The following is a 19,233-nucleotide window of genomic DNA, read 5'->3' as shown; positions in this document are numbered from 1 at the left end:
TTGTTCGTTTGTTTTTTTATGGTTTTTTAGAGAAAATATACGGAACATTAATAAGTTATGAAAAAGACAAAAAAAAATCCGCTGAAAAGCGGATTTTTTGATACTAATTTAAATTGAAAATTATTTTGTACTCGATTCGTCTTTTCCGTTTTTAGTATCCATCATTTCCATTAATTTCATTCCTAGAAGGCCACTGATACCTCCATCGGAACCTGTATTTCCTGAAATTAGAACATCTGGAATCACTTTGATTTTTCCTTTACCAATTTCCTCTGTGATTTTATATTTTGTAAAATTATCACCACCCATTGCTGAAACTTGTAATTGATAGGCTTCGGCAGTTGATTTACCAATTGCCATAATTTTTTCAGCTTCGGCAAGACCAGTTTTAGAAATTCTTTCGGCTTCAGCACTTGCGGTAAGTTTCGTTGCTTCGGCTTGTGCTCCGGCTCTTGCTTTTGTAGCTTCAGCTTCGGCATTGGCGCGCATTTTTGTAGCTTCTGCTTCCGCATTTACATTGAGCTTTAAACTGGTTGCATCCCCTTCGGCTTTTTTAACTGTAGCATCAGCTGTACGTTGCGCAATTTCAACACTTTGTGATGCTTTTACAATTTCCTTTTGCATATCTGCAATGGCAGTTTCTTTTTCTACACCTTGACGTTGTTCTTGTGCCATTCTTTGGGTTTGATAGGTTTTTTGCTCTTCTTCGGCAATTTTTCTATCGGTTAACGTTTTCATTAGTGATTCTGGCGGAACAATATCTCCTATTAAGGTATCTACAGCATTTACATTGTATTCATCTAAAACCGTTTTAATATGATTTTTAGCTGATTCTTGGCGTTCTTTTCTGGTGGAAAGAAACGAAATCACATCACTGTCTTGTGCTGAGTTTCTAAAATAGTTTCCAATCGTAGGTTCTAAAACCTGAGAAACAAGATTGTTCATGCTCCCAAAACGAGCAATAACTTTTGGAGCTTCATTAGCAGGAACATGTATGATTTGTGAAACATCCAGATTAAAAGGGAATCCATCTTTAGAACGTACCGTAATAGTAGATAGATTTTTGTCTAAATTATGGGATTCGCTTCTGGCATCGGCCCAATTCAAAACTAAATTGGTTGTTGGAACTGGTTCCAGTTTTGTAGTGTATTTGTTCAAAGCATATTTTCCCGGACCAAAAGGCTCCATCCAAACTCCACGTTGCCCTTTTGAAACTATATTTCCATGTTTAAAAGTATCTCCGGTAACATCTTTTCCGTCTTCTCCAATATAGGAAATTACTACGCCAACATAACCAATAGGTACATCTGTCATTGGGTTTTGCTCAATTTGTACCGCCCATGTATTGATATAATAGGAACCAGCCAAAATAACTTGAGGTTGTAATCCTCTATTCCCGCCATTTTTTAGAAACTGGTCAAAATCTTGAAAGTTATTGTGGTTTTCTACAAATTTACCTGCAATTTGACCTATCGGGATAGGTTCTCCATCCATTGCTGTAACGATTCCAACCATGTTTTCAAAAATTACGATTTGTGGGGTCATCACTACTTCAAATAGGAAAGTATTGATACGATAAGATCCTGTAGTGATAAAGGCAGATTGACGTCCTTTTTGTCCGCCATTATTTAGAAATAAAGTAGCATCTTGAAAATTATCAGAATTTACTTTTTGTGCCAAAATTCTACCTGTAGGTATTTCTGCGCCATCTTTACTCAATAGTAAACCAATATTTCCTTCAGGTATAATGGTAAAAGAGGTCATGTTTACTGAATATTGCCAAGGCCACATTGCCCAATATAATCCTGGTGCAAGTGTTTTAGCCTGAAAACCGGCTTCACCTTTGGTAGCAATTATTCTTCCATCAGGTAATGATTTTTCGGCTCCAAAGAGAACGAATTTTTTGGTAACTAAACCAATTTTATCTTCCGGGACTATTACCATTCCGAAAAAAACACGTAAAACGAATTTGTAAAACACGATAAATAAAACTAAAACTAATACCCACCAATACTCTGTAAGATTTGCCATATTAAAATAAAATTTGATTTTAAAATTAGTATGACTTTATGGATTTTTGTTACAAGTAAAAGTAATTTAATGTTTGAATAATCTTACTAATTGCGTTTTAGAAATAGAATAGAAAATTATCCAATAAAATAAGACGTTAAGAGGCGTTTTTTATTTTGAAAAAAATGTAAAACATAGTTGGAACCAAAACGGAATTTATTTATTGTCCAAAATAGAAAGATAATTTTGGATGTGTTTATGCTATTTTCTATTTATAAATTAACTTTCGTACAATCGCAATCTGTTTTTAACGGAAGTCAGTTCATTTTGTAAATCTTCTATTTTTTGTAAAAGATTAAATACTACATCAATTCCTTCCGTATTAACGGCTAATTCCTGATGCATCCGAATCATTTTCTCTATTTCAAAAATGGCATCAGGGTGAATGTATTGTGTTTCTTCTATTGTTTTTATTTCTAGTAAACCCATCTCAATGAGATTATTAAAGAAAGCAATTTCCACTTTGTAATGGGTACTTAATGTAGGTAAGGGGATGAGGTTTTCTATATTCATATCGTTCTTAACTTAGCAAGTTCCATAAATAATTCTTTTTCTTTTTCGGTAAGGTTTGTGGGGATTTGTATTTGATATGTAATGTATAAATCACCAAATTCGCCTTCTTTTTTATAAATAGGGAACCCTTTTCCTTTCAGTTTTACTTTAGTTCCGTTTTGGGTTCCGGGTTTTACCGTAAGTTTTACTTTTCCGTCAAATGTATTTGCGGTGATTTCGCCACCTAATACGGCAGTATATAAATCTAAATCCACTGTGGAATATAAATTGTGTTTATCCAGCTTAAAATTAGTGTGGTTTTCAACAGTGAAAGTGATATACAAATCCCCTTTTGGTCCACCATCGGAGCCTTCTCCTCCAAGTCCGCTGATTTTTATTTGTTGTCCATTCTCGACTCCGGCAGGAATAGTGATTCGAATGTTTTTGCCATTGATAGTTAAGGTTCGCTTGTGGGTGGTGTAAACGTCTTTTAGGTCCAGATGCAATTCAGTACTGAAATCTTGTCCTTTAAATTGGGCACTACGACGGCGACCGCCACCTCCTGATGCACGACCACCAAACATAGATTCAAAAAAATCAGAAAAATCACCACCGCTGCCACCGCTAAACCCTCCATAACCATCTTGCTGTCCACCTCTTGAATATTGACCTTGCTGTTTTGCTTTTTCATATTGCTCTGCATGCTGCCAGTTTTCACCGTATTCATCATATTTTTTACGATTTTCAGTGTGGCTCAATACTTCGTTGGCTTCATTGATTTCCTTAAACTTTCTTTCTGCTTCCTTATCGTTCGGATTTAAGTCGGGATGGTATTTTCGGGCCATTTTGCGATATGCCTTTTTAATATCGGCTTCCGTTGCTTTTTTATCCACTTCAAGGATTTTATAATAGTCTATAAATGCCATCCTAGATTGTTTTTATAATTATTTGATTATCAAATGGGTAACTAATCGTTTTATAATTGATCTTCGGATTGTTTCTTCCGCGTGTTTTGTTAGGAAGAAGTTTTTCTATCATGGCTTGGTAGGTATGATAAATACTGGTATTTCTGAATGTCGAATTACTTTTTCAGCGACACTGCCCATTATTAAGTGTGAAAATCCAGTTCTGCCATGTGTCCCTAAAACAATTATATCAGCATCCCATTCTTTGGCCACATTTAAAATTACTTCGTATGGAATTCCTTCTTCTACAAAAGTCCAGATTTTATGTTCCTTAAATACGGTATCAACAAGCATTTGTTGATTTTTTTTGTAGTCGTTTATGGTAATGTCAGCAAATTCCTTAGGAGTGACTGCGCCTTCAGTTATAAGCATAGTCAAGTCGACAACGCTTAATAATGCAATTTTAGCTTTTAGTTGAAGACCAAGTTGAAAACCACTCAAAGCAATTTTCTCTGATGTGGGGTCATTGTCAACTGCGATTACTATTTTTTTTATGTTTTCCATATCTTTTGATTAGATTTTACTTTAATCTAAATATCCAGAAGTGCAAAAAAACATCCTACCAATGGATTATTTCTACTATCAAATTTAATCAATTTTTAGTTGTTAAAATCAGAACTTGATGTTTATTATGAATGAATTAGCTCTAAAAAAGGTACTCTTTTTAGAACTAATCAACAGAAGAATTTTGTTCTTCAGTCATAATTATTTTGCGGGTTTCATTGGCAACGATTTTACAGTCCATTAGCAGGAACCTGTTGTTTGATGAATTCACTATCAGCTTTAATTTTTACTTCATTACTAATCATTGGCGCAGGAAATTTTGGACCAATATCAAAATCGGATCGTTTTAGAATGCCGCTAAACTGAAAACCGGCTGTAATTGCTTTTGATTGCGGATTTACTATCGTTCCTCGATACCACATATTAATAGTCACCGGTTTGGTAATTCCGTGTAGTGTGAGGTTACCCATTAACTTGTATTTGCCTTTTTCTTTTCCGATTTTTTTTATGGAGATACTTTTAAAAATCATTTTCGGATATTTTTCTACTTCAAAGAATTCAGCACTTCGCAAATGATTGTCTCGCATTTCCACTTCGGTATTGATGGAGGCTACTTCAGTTGAAAGCTCAAATATGGCATCACTAAAATCAGCTTTGTTGCTTGTAGCGGTTATCTCAAATATTTTGAATAATCCGGCAATATCAGAAATGCCATGATGGACGGTGCTAAAAGTTAGTTTTGAATGCATCGGATCTGCTTTCCATGTTGTTTGTGCCAATAGAAAAGTAGAGAAAAATAGGGTTACGATAATTGCTGTTATTTTTTTCATGGACTTTAATTTTAATATATTTATGAAGATTTTTAGAAGTTTGAAATTTGACTGTAACCAATTGTTTTCTGGAATTCAGAAATATCTAAATCCGGACTACAGCGGATTATAAATTTTAGAAATTTTGCATATCAAATTTAATTAATTATTTAATACTGGAATTAAATAAAATGTTTTATTTCAGTTGGTTATATAATTAAAAAAGCTCCAATTTGGAGCTTTTTATAAAAAATGTTTTTTTAAATTGGAATCAATTCATCTTCCATCGTTTTCAAATCTTGCTTCTTTTTTAAGGCAATCAGTATGGTTTTGTAACCTATAAATTCTGCATCTTTTGGATTTATTTGCAGTACAAAATTTATTTTCCCTAACAGATGTTCCAGATAATTCTTTTGGTCAATTTCTTTGTATTCACGGTGCTCCTCGAAACCAAATTTCTTAATATAATACATGGCTTGCCTTAATTCATTGCGTTTATGAAATACTACCTGTGGTTTTTCATTGACCACAATGCCAGTAACAGTTTGGCGTGTATTGGGCGTCATCAGTTTGGTTTTGTTTTTATTGATATGAAGATTTAATTTCCCAATGGTTTCAGTTACTTTGTGAAGTAACTTATTTTCATCAAAATCTCCTGAAAAACTCAAATCGTCTGCATAACGGGTGTATCTTATTTTGTGTTGTTTGCAATAATCAGAAATCACGGCATCGGCTTTTTTGAAAATTAAATTCGAAAGATAGGGACTTGTTGGTGCACCTTGTGGTAAGCTTCCATCACGGATACATAGTTTTGAAAGTAATTTTGAGACCATTTTGGAATATCCCAATTCAAGAAACTCTTTTTCAACTTTTTCGATTGTAATGGAAGGAAAGAAATGTTCTAGATCCAGCGTGAAAACTTTGGGTTGGTTTTTATGAAATTTAAGGTTTTCAAGGATGCTTATATTAGGTTTATATGCTTTCGCAAAAGGGCTAATAGGCACTTTATAAAGGATATTTCTGAGAATCCAGATTTGGATTTCTTTCAAACTGGGAAGCGGCTCAGAAATAAGTCGTTTGCTGCCATTTTTTTTAAAAATATCAAAATCCCGATAATAACGTTTGGGATAAAGAGCTGCTTTTTTTAGAAATTCTTTTTTGTATCCAACCAAAAGGGATAAATGGGTTAGATTATAAATTACAGGAACATCATGCGCAAATAAAACTTTAGCATAATCCAGACAGCGTTTGATATTCTGTTCTAAATAGCCTTTTTTCTGGGCATCGTGTGTAAAGGTCTCTTTGTATTGAATAAAATCCATAAGATTAAATCGTTAATGGAGTAGGGACTTTTATGTCCCTAACCCCAATTAAGAATACCGGTTTGAAAGTTCGGAGCTCTGCGGAGAATCTTTTAAACCTGGTGCTTGAAAGAGCATTCAATTACAGAACAGTGACTCACGGTTCCGTCGCTAGTCTAAACTAACAAGTTTCTTTGGGAAATGAACTAAAAGAACAATTCATCCTGACTGGGAAGAAATAGTGTTTTTCGATCCAATTTCGGAATTTTACTTTCGAAATCCTTTTGGATCCATTCCTCTTTTTTTTTGGTTTTTATTCGATGTGGTTCCATTTTTTAAAATTCTAAACAAGCGTTTGTGAAATATTTAAAATGTTAGTTTTTAGTGTTTTACATGTATAAAGTTACAAAAAATATTGTATTGTTAGTATTAATCTGTATAATTTTTTAGTCTTGTAAGAACGAATTAATCGCTTTTAAATTCCTATTTATCAGGTTAAGTATAGAAACGTTTATAAGGGGTGTAAGTAATCAGTATTTCGATTAGTCGGGTAATAAAATAGGAGAACAGGTTAATAAATTTAGAAAAGAAATGAGTTTTTATTTCTAACGATTCAAGGGTTATAGGTTCACATTCGGCAATGATTTGCTTGAGGTGGGATTGATACATTTTAGAAAATACAGTAGAATTTATTTCAACATTCATTTCTACACTTCCATATGAACTTAAATTATTCAAATTAAAGGAGCCTATAGTAGTCCAATAGCCATCTATTACAGCTGATTTTCCATGTAAAACAGATTGGTTCCATTCGTATAATTCGATATTATAATGCAGCAGTTTGTTATAAAGAAAACAAGTTGCCCGCCGTGTCATGGGAAGATCTGAAATACCCGATAAAATTAATTTAATTTTTACATTGTTTTTGGACGCTTTATTTAATGCTTTAATGATTCTAATTCCGGGAAGAAAATAACTTCCCACAATGATTATTTCTTTTTTTGCATGACAAATGGATTTAATGTACCCATCACAAATTTCATTTTTTCTTTTTAGCCAATCATTTTGAATGATACGGACCAAAGCATCTTCCTGAACATGAAAAACCGATTTTATTTTTCTACTGCTTACCCGTTTTTTCTTAAAATAAATGTTCCTGCAAAGTTCCTGAAGGGGCTGGGCAATTGTACCATTTAATTGAACGGCATAATCAAGCCAAGGAACTTCAGTTGGGGTACCACAGTATTTATCGGCAATATTTATTCCGCCTATTAGTGCAATTTTTGCATCAGCAACTATTACTTTTTGATGCAATCTTCTACCAAGATAAAAAGTATATGCTGAAAATAAAGGGGCAAAAAAACGAATATTTATTCCGTTTTGTCTAAGCTCATCTATTATATCTGAAGGAAACGATAAAGAGCCTAAACCATCTAAAAGAATGAAAATTTTAACCTGACGCAAAGCCGCTTCTTTTATTGCCTCAATAATTCTTTTTCCTGTTGCATCGTTTTCAAAAAGATACATTTGAATGTGAAGTTCAATCTGAGAATTATGAATAATAGTTTCCAATCTTGAAAAATAATCTTCGCCACTATAAACTAGCTCCAGACTTTTAGGAGCAATACGGCTAATTTTACTTTCCATCATGGGCTTTTTTTATTTTAACTTCATTAATCAGAATGAATTCCAAAAGATTTTCAATATCCAAAGTTCCAGTAAGTTGATTGTTTTCCATAACGAGCATTAATGTTGATTTATTTTGCTGGATTAACTCAAAAACGTTTTCCAAAAGGGAATTGTTTTCGAGAATAATTAAATTTCGATCCATGACATTGTATATAAATTCATCATCTCCTTTTTTAGAAAGTGCCATTATTATTTGGTCCCGATTCAGTGTTCCTACGGGCATGTTATTTTCAGTAATTAAAAAATTCTTGTTTTGGCTGTCCAGAAGCAGTTCAACAGCTTTTTTTACTTTTTCATTAGCATCAATTGTCTGATAATCTTTCATGACTACATCTTGGACTTTAAAACCTTTCAGCATGAATTTTGATTCCGTATAATCAGCTTCAATTTGTGCGCCAATAATAACAAATATGCCTATGAAAATCAAAAAAGGGGAGGTGAAAAAACCTAAAATAATAAAAGCTAATGCCAGAAATTGCCCAATACGAGCCGCGATTCTGGTTGCAACATTTCGAGGAAGTTTAAAGGACAATAGCGCCCGTAAAACTCTACCACCATCCATAGGAAATGCTGGAATTAAATTGAAAATTGCCAACCAAAAATTGACTAAAAAGAAGTTGAGAAAGAAATTATTGGCATTGACGCCATTAGATAATTCTGTCATTAATTTATCCGTATTTTCAGGAATCGAAATAAAAAATGCCGTTATAAATGCCAAGGCAATATTTACTAATGGTCCTGCAAAAGCAACTATTAATTCTTCTAATGGTTTTTCGGGAATTCTTTCTAATCGTGCTAATCCTCCAATAGGTAAAAGTGTGATGTCTTTGGTTTTTATATTATAGTTTTTTGCGGCTAGCGCATGTCCTAATTCATGCAGTAAAACAGTAATAAAAATGCATAAGATAAATACAACAGACCAAATTATTTGTGTGGTATTTTGGCCTGATTTGTAGTTCATAAAAATGATGAACAGAATAAGTAATGAAAATGTCCAGTGAATAAATATTCCAATACCGGCTACTTTTCCGAGTTTGAATGATCCTTTCATCTTTTGAATTTTTAATACTATTAATCATAGTATGATTAGAAAAAAAACAACTAAACAATAAAAATCAATAGCTTGTATTCGTTTTAAAACACTAAGCCTCTTTAGTTTACTTCATTTTCAGAAATACCATTATATGCCCAAGCATTCAAATTTGCAATAGTGGTATGGGCGATTCCTTCTAATGCTTCATTAGTTAAAAAACCTTGGTGGCCGGTAATTATCACATTAGGATAGGAGCGGAGTTTTAGAAATAAAGGATCACTTACGGGAGCATTAGTGTGATCCTGAAAAAATATCGGTTTCTCCTTTTCATAAACATCTAAACCCGCTGCGGCTATTGTTTTATTTTCAATAGCTTCTAATAAATCTTCTGAGTTTACAATGCCTCCACGAGCCGTATTGATAAAAATAACTCCTTTTTTCATTTGTGAAAAAGTGGTTTTGTTAAACAAATGATTAGTCGTTTCGTTCAGTAGGTAATGAACAGAAATCACATCAGAATTGGCGCATAAATCCTCTATTGAGACATAAGAAATAGGAATTTCTTTCATTAACTCTTTATTTTCCTGTATATCAAAAGCTAAAATTTTACAGCCAAAACCATGCATAATTCGTGCAAAAGCAGCACCTATTTTTCCAGTACCAACGATGCCTATTGTTTTTCCATGCAAATCAAAACCTACTAAATGATCCAGACGATAATCACCATTTTGCATTAACGTCTGACCTAAAACCAGTTTTCTGTTTAAAGCCAATAGCAGAGCAACGGAAAGTTCAGCAATGGCATAAGGTGAATATTCCGGCACGTTTGCCACTTTTATTGCCAGGGATTTGGCTCTTGCTAAATCTACATGGTCGTAACCTACAGAGCGCAGTGCAATGTATTTTACACCGAAGGTATATAGCTTTTTCAATATAACTTCTGAAGCCTCATCAGAGGTGAAAAGCGAAACGGCATCAAACCCTTTGGCAAGATTTACGGTGCTTTCATTCAAAGGCTGTTCCGTAAAAACCAACTCGTGATTACCATGGGCCGCTTTTTCCAAAAAAGGTCTGTCGAAACCAAATATGCTATAAACTAATACTTTCATTTTTGTTTTTTTATCTGAAAAACAGGTTATTAATGATGGTAAGATAGTGATTTTTCGATAATCTGATCTAGATTTTCATTAAATGCAACGATCAATTGTAGTGAATCATAAGTATCTATATGCAGTGCTGTTCTATTATTTTTATCGAATATCAATTCCGAGGATTCCGAATGAAGAGCAATGTTTTTAGCAATTGAAAAATAATATTTTTAGATTTTCAGGGATTATAATAATTCAGGATTTTGTAAATGTTTGTTTAAAGTAATTAAAAATCGGCTGCCTATTAATCCATCCGTAGCACGATGATCTCCTGCCAATGTAACGTTTACGAAAGGACAGATACCAATCATACCATTTTCGGCATGAGGTTGTTCCAGAATATTTCCAAAACCAATAATTGCAACCTGTGGTGGATGAATGATTCCGAAAATAGAATCGGCTCCTCCGTCACTAATATTCGTTATTGTTATAGTGGAATCATTCCATTCCGAACTTTGTAACCGCATGGCTCTTGCTCTTGGAATAATCTCATTTAATGCATCCATTATTTCATCCACATTTTTCTTGTCAACCTGATGAATGGCAGGAACAATTATACCACCAGTGCGAAGTGATACGACAAAACCAATATTGATATCTTTCTTTAGTTGTAAACCGTTATCCCAAATTGCATTCAAATCCGGAAATTCAAGAAGCGATTTTGCCGTTGCTTTTATCATTAATGCTACTGGCAGTAATTGGTTTTTTACCACACGATGCTCGTTTGCTATTTGCAACCAAGCTAATGTATTTGTAAGATTAATTTTTTTTTCCAAATAATAATGTGGAATTTCTCTTTTAGATTTGCTCATTGCTGCAGCTACTGCAGTACGGATTCCTTCAGCAGTATTACCCTGTTTATCAGATTCATCAGGTAGTATCTCCGTGTTTTCTTTTTCAATTTTTTCAATCGTATTATCCACATCATCATTGGTAATGGCTTCATCGGCGTCAGTTTCTGTTATTTTCGAAAGGTCAGGACGATTATCATCAGCTTCAATTTTTTCAATCGTATTATCCACATCATCTTTGGTAATGGCTACATCGGGTTCAGCTTCTGTTGTTTTTTGAAAGCCAATAGGATTATCGTCATTAGTTCTCTGGTATAAGGGAGATTCTTTGATAGGTGTTTCTTCCACTTTTGGAACGTAAATTGGTTCCGTTTCTTTTTCTTCTATCGGTTGTAATGGTATCGATTCTTGTTCAGGAATTTTTTCTTCTTTTTTTGTTTCCAATGCAACTTCGCTAGGATTTATTAATGCCATTACGCTTCCCACGGGGATTTTATCACCTTCTTTAAAGAGCAATTCGGCAATGGTTCCTTCTTCAAATATTTCAATTTCAATCAGTTCTTTCTGTGTTTCCACTTCGGCAATAATATCCCCTCGCTTCACGGTATCTCCTGGTCTTTTTTTCCATTCGATCAGTGTAGCATCTTCCATATCCGCGCCCAAACTGGGCATTAGAAATTCAATCATGGCGTATCATTTTTTTTACTGTATTAACACTACATAAAGCTAGAATTACTATTATAATTTAAGTTATTGTGCTACAAAACCACCATCAACAGCCATTGCATGTCCTGTTATAAAAGAGGCTTCATCGGAACACATCCAAACTACTGCGTTAGCTATTTCTTCGGGTTGACCAAAACGACCTACAGGTTCCAAGCCGGTAAACTGTTCCACCGCTTCTTTTGTTTTACCGGTAAGTCTATCAATCATGGGTGTTTGTATTACTCCTGGACAAACTGCATTTACCCGAATTCCGAGTTTTGCACATTCTAAAGCAGCTGTTTTTGTTAATCCTACAACACCATGTTTTGATGCTACATAAGCCGGTAAACCAGGAAATCCAACTAGTCCCGCAACAGATGAGCAATTGACAATCACGCCTTTTCCCTGTTTCAGTATTTCGGGGATTTCATATTTCATGCAAAGCCAAATTCCTTTTAGGTTTACACCAATGGTTTTATCCCAATTTTCCTCGGTACAATCTTGTGTAGAAGCAGCTATTCCTTCAATGCCAGCGTTGTTAAACGCATAATCTAATCTTCCAAAAGCAGCTATCGTTTTTTCTACCATCACTTTTACATCAGCAGTTTTTGAGACATCGCATTTAATGAAAATGGCTTCTCCTCCTGAATCTTTAATAAGGTTCATCGTTTCATCATTTTCCTTCCAATCCACTATAACAACTTTTGCTCCTTTTTTTGCGAAAGCAAGAGCAGTAGCTTTACCGATTCCTGATGAACCGCCAGTTACAATAGCTACTTTATTTTTGAATGTTATTTCCATAATTGAGTTTTCTTACATGAGAATTTTTCTTTTTATTTTCTGCTTCCAAAATATTTTCAATTCCTTTTATCAAAGCGTCGGGATTGAATGAAATACTGTCGATTCCTGCATTCACTAAAAACTTTGCAAATTGTGGGATATCGCTAGGTGCTTGTCCACATAAACCTACTTTTATTCCAAAACGTTTGGCAACCCGAATCGTTTCTTTAATTAAATATTTTATGGCTGGATTTTCTTCATCAAATAAATAACTTACTAATGCTGAGTCGCGATCCAATCCTAATGTGAGTTGTGTTAAATCATTGGAACCAATAGAAAATCCATCAAATAGTTTTGCATATTCATCTGCCATTAATACATTACTTGGAATTTCAATCATGACATATACTTCTAGTCCGTTGATGCCTTGCATTAATCCATTTTTGACCATTTCATTAAGGACCTTTTCACCTTCTTCGACTGTTCTGCAAAAAGGAATCATCAATTTTACATTATGAAGCCCCATTTTATTGCGTACTTTTTTCATGGCTTCGCACTCTAAGGCAAACCCTTTTCGATAAAAATCACTGTAATAGCGGGAAGCACCACGAAATCCTATCATGGGGTTTTCTTCATCTGGTTCATAATATTTTCCACCAATGAGGTTGGCATATTCATTGCTTTTAAAATCACTCATCCGTACAATTACATCTTTTGGATAAAATGCAGCAGCAACAATAGATACGGCTTCGGCTAGTTTATCAATGAAATAATTTTTAGGATCTTCATATTCTTTGGTTAATGCCGCTATTTCGGCAACTATTGCGTTGTCGGTTATTTTTTCAGGCTCACACAAGGCCAACGGATGAATTTTTATGGTATTCGAAATAGCAAATTCCATTCGCATCAAACCCACACCTTGATTAGGATAATTACTCAATTCAAATGCTCTTTCCGGATCGGCAAGAATAAGCATAGGATCTGTTTTTGGCATTTCAAGTTTACTGAAATCTTGTTCTTTTATTTCCCATTTTAGCAATCCTTGGTATATATTTCCTTCCTTTCCTTCAGCACAGGAAACAGTAATTTCCTGACCATTTTTTAGTGCTGATGTAGCATTGCCACAACCCACTACTGCAACTGTTCCCAGCTCTCGTGCGACTATGGCGGCATGACTGGTACGTCCGCCTTTGTTGGTAATAATTGCCGAAGCTCTTTTCATGATGGGATCCCAATCTGGATTAGTCAAATCAGTAACTATAATTTCTCCGTCTTGCAATAAATGACCTTCTTGCGGGCTGTTTAAAATGCGTACTTTTCCGGAAGCAATTTTATCGCCAAGAGCAATCCCTTGTGCTAAAAGAGTTCCTTTTTCTTTGAGTTTATAAATTTTCCGGACTTGTTTATTTGTTTTTCCGTAAACGGTTTCCGGACGTGCCTGAACGATATAAAGTTGGTTGTTCAAACCGTCTTTTGCCCATTCTATATCCATTGGTTTTCTATAATGTTTTTCAATTTTATAACACCATTGGGCAAGCTGAATTACTTCTTTGTCGCTTAATGAAAACTGGTTCTGTTTCTCTAAAGAAGTATCTGTATTGCTAATTGTATTTTCTGCGGATGAACTGATGGATTTATCGGCATAAATCATCGTGAATTCTTTTCTGCCACATAGTCTTTTTAGAATAGGATCTAAATCTGGATTTTCTAAAGTGGGTTTAAAGACAATCCATTCGTCAGGCGTAACCGTACCTTGGACAATGTTTTCTCCTAATCCCCAAATGCTATTTACGATAATAGTGTTTTCGAAACCGCTATCAGGATCAATAGTGAATGCTACGCCAGAAGCTGCTTTGTCGCTTCGAACCATTTGTTGTATACCTACAGAAATCGCAATGTCCAGTTTGGCAAAACCCATATCATGACGGTATTTTATGGCGCGATCCGTGAATAAGGATACATAACAGCGGTGTACGGCATCGATTAACTGTGCTGTACCATTGATATTCAAAAAGGATTGCATTTGTCCTGCAAAACTTGCTGTAGGCAAATCCTCAGCAGTTGCGCTGCTTCGTACTGCCACATCAAGATTATTAATGTCGCATTGTTCACTAAGCGATTGGTAAGCAGCCTTTATTTCATCTTGAATTTCCTCTGGAATGGTTGCTGATAAAATTAGATTTCTGGCTTTTTCTCCAATGGAAGACAGATTGGAATATTCTTTAGTATCTAATGAAAGCAGTAACTCTTTCAATGGTTTCTCCAGATTATTCATTTTTCTGAAAAGCCGGTATCCGCGTGCTGTAACAGTAAAACCATTAGGAATGTTGATACCTTTTGGATTGAGCTGATTGTACATTTCGCCAAGAGAGGCATTTTTACCACCAACTATATCAATAGCATCAATACCAATTTGGTTGAAAAATAGGATGTGTTTGTACTTTGCCATTTCATATGTTTTTTGAATAGAAACTGACGATTATTAGTCTGTTAAAATAATAACAATAGAAAATAGTTGAGGCGCACTTTTTGGTTAATCAGACCGCAAATTTTTTACTTCAAAAGTAGGTTTGAAATTTGCTTACATTTTGAGGTTTAAAAGCAGGAAAGTAGGTATTCCTTATTGTTGAAACCCATACTGTAAAATTAATCAATTAATTATTTTATTGGTACAAAAAAAGACATTTTTTTCATTGTTGTTTTGAATTAAGTAATTAAAATACAATGTTTTGTGTATTTTAATTTTGTTAAAAAAAATAGGAATTAAAATGAAACTTTTTTTCAATAAAATTAAAAAAGTAATGGTAGTATTTAATGATAAATGATATAAACTATATGTGAGAAAAATAGTTGCAATTAACAAGAATATTAAGTTTAGATAAATATTGATAATACAAAAAATAAATTATTTTTGTAGTTAAAACAGTTAAGTTGGTTTAAAGAAATAGAATAAGTATAACTATGAAAAATATTTGTTTAGACCTATAAATTCTGTACTATTGTTAGTAGAGAAAAAGCCCCCAAATTGATGAAAAAAAATCCGATACCGGAAAATGAAATAGAAAGACTCAAAGCACTGAAAGAGTATTCAATTATGGATTCTTTAGCCGAAAAAGAGTATGACGCAATCACTCAGCTTGCCTCTTATATTTGCGGGACTCCTATAGCCCTAGTAAGTTTATTAGATGAGGAAAGACAATGGTTTAAATCTAGTGTTGGATTAGGAGTTACTGAAACCCCAAGAAGCTTCTCGTTTTGCCAATATGCAATTATGGGCGATGATATCTATGAAGTCAATAATGCAATGAAAAATGAATTATTTATGGAGAATCCTTTAGTGACAGGAAATCCTAATATTAGATTTTATGCAGGAGCGCCGCTTAAGGATGAAAATGGCTTTAATTTAGGATCTCTTTGTGTTATAGATACAGAGCCTAGAATATTAACTGATGAACAAAAAAATGCATTGCAATTGCTTGCGCATCAAGTAGTTTTATTATTGGATTTGCGAAAAAAGAATAAGGATTTGATTAAGTCTCAAAAAGAATTTAAAAATTTTATTGAACTTTCAAAGGATTTAGTTTGTATTGCGAACGTAGACGGCTGTTTTTATAAAGTTAATCCGGCCTTTACAGATGTATTGGGTTATTCTAAAGAGGAATTAGAAGGCAAACCATTCGTAGATTTAATTCATCCAGAGGATTTAGATAAAACTTTTAAGGAAGTTGGAAAATTATCAAACGGACATAAGACTGTCAGTTTTGAAAACCGGTATCGGTGTAAAAATGGCAAGTATGTTTTATTGAGTTGGAATGCCTCTCCAGATCCGGATACAGGGAATTTATATTGTATCGCAAGGGATATGTCAAAGGAAAAAGAAGCAGAACTAAATTTAATTAGTAGTAATAAATTATTAGATGAATCGCAAAGTATTGCAAAAATTGGAAGCTGGAAGTTTGACTTAATGACTAATCAACTTATTTGGTCCAAAGGACATTATCAAATTTTTGATTTAGAAGAATTGCCATCAGATGAACTATTTAAAGCTTACCGAAGCAGAATACATCCTGATGATTTATTAAATCTGGATAAAGCAATTGAAAATACAAGGATAAATGGCTCGGATTTACATTATAATCATAGAGTTCTTTTTCCTGATGGAAGCTTAAAATATGTTGTAGGGATAGGGAAAGCTTATAAAGACACCAGTGACGAAATAGTAGGGATTCAGGGAACTATTCAGGATATTACAGAAAAAACAGTAGCGGAGCAGAAAATAAATAGCAAAACAAAGGAAATTAGAGATATTAAATCAGCATTGGATGAATCAGCAATTGTTGCAATTACAGATCAAAAAGGGATAATCACTTATACCAATGAAAATTTCCGTACCATTTCTAAATACTCAAAGGAAGAATTAATAGGACAAGATCAACAAATTATTAACTCAGGGTATCATCCAACAGAATTTACAAGGAATATATTTGTGACCATTGCCAATGGAAATGTCTGGAAAGGAGAAATAAAAAACCGTGCAAAAGACGGCTCTTATTATTGGGAAAACACAACAATTGTTCCTTTTTTAAACGAAAACGGAAAACCATATCAATACATAGCGATTAGTACGGATATAACTCAAGAAAAATTAGCAAAAGAAAATTTAAATAGTGCTTTAGTTGACCTCGAAAAAAAGAATAAAGAGCTGGATCAGTATGCATATATCGTTTCTCATGACCTTAAAGCACCACTAAGAGCTATAAATAATCTTTCGGAATGGATTGTTGAGGACATGCCGGAAATGCCAGAGGAGGTCAATACTAATTTTGAACTATTGCGAGGACGTATCCAGAGAATGGAGAATTTGATAAATGGAGTTTTGGAATATTCCCGTATAGGAAGAACCAAAATTGAAAAAGAAACAACTGATTTAAAAAAGATGTTGAATCAAATCATTGATTCAGTTGTTCCTAATGAAGGATTCAAGATAGTCATCGATGATATGCTTCCTACTATTGAAACGGAAAAAATACTTATTCAGCAGGTTTTTAGTAATCTTGTAAGCAATTCAGTCAAGTATAATGATAAACCAATTGGTAAAATAGAATGTTTATATGAATTATTGCCTGGTTTTCATCAATTTACGGTAAAAGATAATGGTCCGGGTATCGCTGAAGAATACCATAAAAAAGTATTTGAAGTTTTTCAAACTATTGAAGCACGGGATAAAAAAGAAAGTACTGGTATAGGTTTATCTATTGTTAAAAAAATAATTGAAGAAAAAGGAGGCGCAATTTATATAGAGTCAAAGAATGATAATGGGACAAGTTTTATTTTTACGGTTCCTAAATAAATGAATATGACCGAGTCAGATAAAAAATGTCAGGAGGAACTAATTTCCCTTAAAAAAGAATTTGAAGAGTTTGTTTATATTGTATCGCATGATATAAAAACACCAATGCGAGCTATTTCTAATATAACAACTTGGATTGAAGAAGATTTGGGAAGTGATGCTGATAAAGATATTTTGGATAACTTTAGATTGTTAAAAAATAGAGTGGAGCGCCTTGAAAAAATGATGAATGCATTATTGGAATTTTCTCGTGTAAACAGGACTGAAATGGAGTTATATGAAGTGAATATTCCTAAATTAGTCACAGATTGCATTGAAATGGTCGATAATAAATCTGAGGTCGAATTCCATTTGTCCTATAATTTAATAAATGAAAATAGTATTATTCTGGGTAAAAAATTGCAAAAAGTATTATACAATTTACTGGATAATGCAATTCGATTTCATGATAAAGAAAAAAAGAATGTATTTGTAGAGGTAAGTGAGGAGAAAACGCAATACGTGATAAAAGTTAGTGATGATGGACCGGGAATACCGGAAGATGTTAAAGATAAAATTTTCTCTATATTTTATACGGTAAATTCGAAAGATATTGTAGATTCGACAGGTGCAGGATTATCAATTAGTAATAAAATAATTAAAATGGTTGGAGGGACATTAGTGTATACTCCTGGTATAAATAAAGGTTCTGTTTTTAAATTTAATTGGCCTAAATAATTAAGAATAATAAATTAAAATTATGACACATAGATTGGTAAATATTTTATTGGTTGAAGATGATGAGGTTGATGTAATGAATGTAAAAAGAGCATTTTCTAAAAACAATATTAAAAATCCGCTTTTTGTAGCTGGTAATGGTGTTGAAGCATTAGAGATGCTTGATGATAAGATTATTCCTTTACCAAAAATCATTATTTTGGATATAAATATGCCAAAGATGAATGGAATAGAATTCTTGAAAATTTTAAGGGAAAGTGAAAGACTGAAAAACATTTCCGTTTTTGTTATGACAACTTCAAATGAGGATAGTGATAAAATTAAGGCCTATAATTTGAATGTAGCCGGATATATTTTAAAACCATTGTCTTTCGAAAAATTCGTTGTATCGGTTTCAACACTTAATAATTTTTGGCAGTTATGTGAAATGTAAATTTTTAAATTTACTTTATGGGAAGTTCAAATATCTTATTAATAGACAGTTGTAGTGCTGATTTTGAAAATGTAAAAAATGCATTTTCTGAAATCGGGATTAAGTCTACCTTGTATCTGGCTAAAAATGACACAGAAGCTTGGTCTATGTTACAAGGTGATAATAAAATATCGCCAATTCCTAAGATCGTATTAATGGATATTAATGAGGAAGGTGTCAACGGTATACATTTATTAAATAAAATGCGAACCCATCCCGATTTAAAATCAACTTTAGTGTTTGTAATAACAAAAAGTGATAATGAACTAAATAAAATTGCCGCTTTAAATTTAAACATAGCGGGATACATGTATAAACCTTCTGAGGGCGAAAATAGCAAAGATTTTTTTTCAATACTTAATGACTATTGGAATATCATTGAATTTACAAGAGAAAAAAGATAAAAT

At 33.4% G+C, this 19,233-nt stretch carries 17 protein-coding genes; 4 read left to right on the top strand and 13 right to left on the bottom strand.

All coding sequences use genetic code 11. From position 1 onward, the window contains the following. Positions 1-120: 120 nt before the first annotated feature. From ACM55H_RS06260 to ppsA, 13 genes are all read right to left on the bottom strand, one after another. On the bottom strand, positions 121-2,031 hold the full coding sequence (locus ACM55H_RS06260; protein WP_416835701.1) for an SPFH domain-containing protein: 1,911 nt from the start codon (positions 2,029-2,031) through the stop codon (positions 121-123). Positions 2,032-2,289: 258 nt separating this feature from the next. Then, positions 2,290-2,583 (bottom strand): chaperone modulator CbpM, encoded by a 294-nt coding sequence (locus ACM55H_RS06255; RefSeq protein WP_416835699.1) that lies wholly within the window; start codon positions 2,581-2,583, stop codon positions 2,290-2,292. Next, positions 2,580-3,488: a DnaJ C-terminal domain-containing protein gene (locus tag ACM55H_RS06250; RefSeq protein WP_416835698.1), complete on the bottom strand. Its 909-nt coding sequence runs from the start codon at positions 3,486-3,488 to the stop codon at positions 2,580-2,582. The genes ACM55H_RS06255 and ACM55H_RS06250 overlap by 4 nt, the downstream gene beginning before the upstream one ends. Before the next feature lie 108 nt (positions 3,489-3,596). Beyond that, positions 3,597-4,031: a universal stress protein gene (locus tag ACM55H_RS06245; RefSeq protein ID WP_416835697.1), complete on the bottom strand. Its 435-nt coding sequence runs from the start codon at positions 4,029-4,031 to the stop codon at positions 3,597-3,599. A gap of 230 nt (positions 4,032-4,261) precedes the next feature. Continuing rightward, positions 4,262-4,861, bottom strand: coding sequence for a YceI family protein (locus ACM55H_RS06240; RefSeq protein WP_416835696.1), 600 nt, complete (start codon positions 4,859-4,861; stop codon positions 4,262-4,264). Positions 4,862-5,100: 239 nt separating this feature from the next. Next, positions 5,101-6,162: a reverse transcriptase domain-containing protein gene (locus ACM55H_RS06235; protein ID WP_416835695.1), complete on the bottom strand. Its 1,062-nt coding sequence runs from the start codon at positions 6,160-6,162 to the stop codon at positions 5,101-5,103. Between the two features lie 185 nt (positions 6,163-6,347). Then, a complete protein-coding gene (locus ACM55H_RS06230; protein WP_416835694.1) occupies positions 6,348-6,473 on the bottom strand; it encodes a hypothetical protein in 126 nt (41 codons plus the stop codon). 163 nt (positions 6,474-6,636) lie between these two features. Continuing rightward, the gene (locus ACM55H_RS06225; protein ID WP_416835693.1) at positions 6,637-7,788 is read right to left on the bottom strand and encodes a phospholipase D-like domain-containing protein; all 1,152 of its coding nucleotides are present in this window, start codon (positions 7,786-7,788) and stop codon (positions 6,637-6,639) included. Then, the gene (locus ACM55H_RS06220) at positions 7,778-8,881 is read right to left on the bottom strand and encodes a site-2 protease family protein (protein ID WP_416835692.1); all 1,104 of its coding nucleotides are present in this window, start codon (positions 8,879-8,881) and stop codon (positions 7,778-7,780) included. The genes ACM55H_RS06225 and ACM55H_RS06220 overlap by 11 nt, the downstream gene beginning before the upstream one ends. 101 nt (positions 8,882-8,982) lie before the next feature. Then, positions 8,983-9,972 carry a 2-hydroxyacid dehydrogenase gene (locus ACM55H_RS06215; RefSeq protein WP_416835691.1) on the bottom strand — a complete coding sequence of 330 codons (990 nt, stop codon included), beginning with the start codon at positions 9,970-9,972 and terminating at the stop codon, positions 8,983-8,985. Between the two features lie 224 nt (positions 9,973-10,196). Further along, entirely contained in the window at positions 10,197-11,489 is a 1,293-nt protein-coding gene (locus ACM55H_RS06210; protein WP_416835690.1) for a dihydrolipoamide acetyltransferase family protein, read from the bottom strand. Between the two features lie 63 nt (positions 11,490-11,552). Then, positions 11,553-12,308: an SDR family oxidoreductase gene (locus ACM55H_RS06205; protein ID WP_416835689.1), complete on the bottom strand. Its 756-nt coding sequence runs from the start codon at positions 12,306-12,308 to the stop codon at positions 11,553-11,555. Then, on the bottom strand, positions 12,286-14,736 hold the full coding sequence (gene ppsA / locus ACM55H_RS06200) for a phosphoenolpyruvate synthase (protein ID WP_416835688.1): 2,451 nt from the start codon (positions 14,734-14,736) through the stop codon (positions 12,286-12,288). Before ppsA ends, ACM55H_RS06205 begins: the two co-directional genes overlap by 23 nt. A 579-nt stretch (positions 14,737-15,315) precedes the next feature. Here ppsA and ACM55H_RS06195 point away from each other — a divergent pair. Genes ACM55H_RS06195 through ACM55H_RS06180 form a run of 4 tightly spaced genes read left to right on the top strand, consistent with a single transcriptional unit; the run spans position 15,316 to position 19,230 of the window. Continuing rightward, positions 15,316-17,637: a PAS domain S-box protein gene (locus ACM55H_RS06195; protein WP_416835687.1), complete on the top strand. Its 2,322-nt coding sequence runs from the start codon at positions 15,316-15,318 to the stop codon at positions 17,635-17,637. 6 nt (positions 17,638-17,643) lie between these two features. Beyond that, entirely contained in the window at positions 17,644-18,354 is a 711-nt protein-coding gene (locus tag ACM55H_RS06190; protein ID WP_416835686.1) for a sensor histidine kinase, read from the top strand. Positions 18,355-18,376: 22 nt separating this feature from the next. Next, a complete protein-coding gene (locus ACM55H_RS06185; RefSeq protein WP_039107687.1) occupies positions 18,377-18,787 on the top strand; it encodes a response regulator in 411 nt (136 codons plus the stop codon). A 17-nt stretch (positions 18,788-18,804) separates the two neighbouring features. Then, positions 18,805-19,230, top strand: a complete 426-nt coding sequence (locus ACM55H_RS06180) for a response regulator (protein WP_416835685.1) — start codon at positions 18,805-18,807, stop codon at positions 19,228-19,230. The last annotated feature ends 3 nt before the right edge of the window (positions 19,231-19,233 follow it).

This window comes from Flavobacterium cryoconiti, assembly GCF_048158645.1.
In the GTDB taxonomy this organism is placed as follows: domain Bacteria; phylum Bacteroidota; class Bacteroidia; order Flavobacteriales; family Flavobacteriaceae; genus Flavobacterium; species Flavobacterium cryoconiti.
This window is presented reverse-complemented; position numbering and strand designations above follow the sequence as displayed.

Coding starts and splice junctions, on each gene's coding strand:
- ACM55H_RS06205 (WP_416835689.1), bottom strand. CDS start 12,308: ATGGAAATAACATTCAAAAATAAAGTAGCTATTGTAACTGGCGGTTCA.
- ACM55H_RS06245 (WP_416835697.1), bottom strand. CDS start 4,031: ATGGAAAACATAAAAAAAATAGTAATCGCAGTTGACAATGACCCCACA.
- ACM55H_RS06195 (WP_416835687.1), top strand. CDS start 15,316: ATGAAAAAAAATCCGATACCGGAAAATGAAATAGAAAGACTCAAAGCA.
- ACM55H_RS06215 (WP_416835691.1), bottom strand. CDS start 9,972: ATGAAAGTATTAGTTTATAGCATATTTGGTTTCGACAGACCTTTTTTG.
- ACM55H_RS06235 (WP_416835695.1), bottom strand. CDS start 6,162: ATGGATTTTATTCAATACAAAGAGACCTTTACACACGATGCCCAGAAA.
- ACM55H_RS06225 (WP_416835693.1), bottom strand. CDS start 7,788: ATGGAAAGTAAAATTAGCCGTATTGCTCCTAAAAGTCTGGAGCTAGTT.
- ACM55H_RS06190 (WP_416835686.1), top strand. CDS start 17,644: ATGACCGAGTCAGATAAAAAATGTCAGGAGGAACTAATTTCCCTTAAA.
- ACM55H_RS06250 (WP_416835698.1), bottom strand. CDS start 3,488: ATGGCATTTATAGACTATTATAAAATCCTTGAAGTGGATAAAAAAGCA.
- ppsA (WP_416835688.1), bottom strand. CDS start 14,736: ATGGCAAAGTACAAACACATCCTATTTTTCAACCAAATTGGTATTGAT.
- ACM55H_RS06220 (WP_416835692.1), bottom strand. CDS start 8,881: ATGAAAGGATCATTCAAACTCGGAAAAGTAGCCGGTATTGGAATATTT.
- ACM55H_RS06255 (WP_416835699.1), bottom strand. CDS start 2,583: ATGAATATAGAAAACCTCATCCCCTTACCTACATTAAGTACCCATTAC.
- ACM55H_RS06210 (WP_416835690.1), bottom strand. CDS start 11,489: ATGATTGAATTTCTAATGCCCAGTTTGGGCGCGGATATGGAAGATGCT.
- ACM55H_RS06230 (WP_416835694.1), bottom strand. CDS start 6,473: ATGGAACCACATCGAATAAAAACCAAAAAAAAAGAGGAATGGATCCAA.
- ACM55H_RS06240 (WP_416835696.1), bottom strand. CDS start 4,861: ATGAAAAAAATAACAGCAATTATCGTAACCCTATTTTTCTCTACTTTT.
- ACM55H_RS06180 (WP_416835685.1), top strand. CDS start 18,805: ATGGGAAGTTCAAATATCTTATTAATAGACAGTTGTAGTGCTGATTTT.
- ACM55H_RS06260 (WP_416835701.1), bottom strand. CDS start 2,031: ATGGCAAATCTTACAGAGTATTGGTGGGTATTAGTTTTAGTTTTATTT.
- ACM55H_RS06185 (WP_039107687.1), top strand. CDS start 18,377: ATGACACATAGATTGGTAAATATTTTATTGGTTGAAGATGATGAGGTT.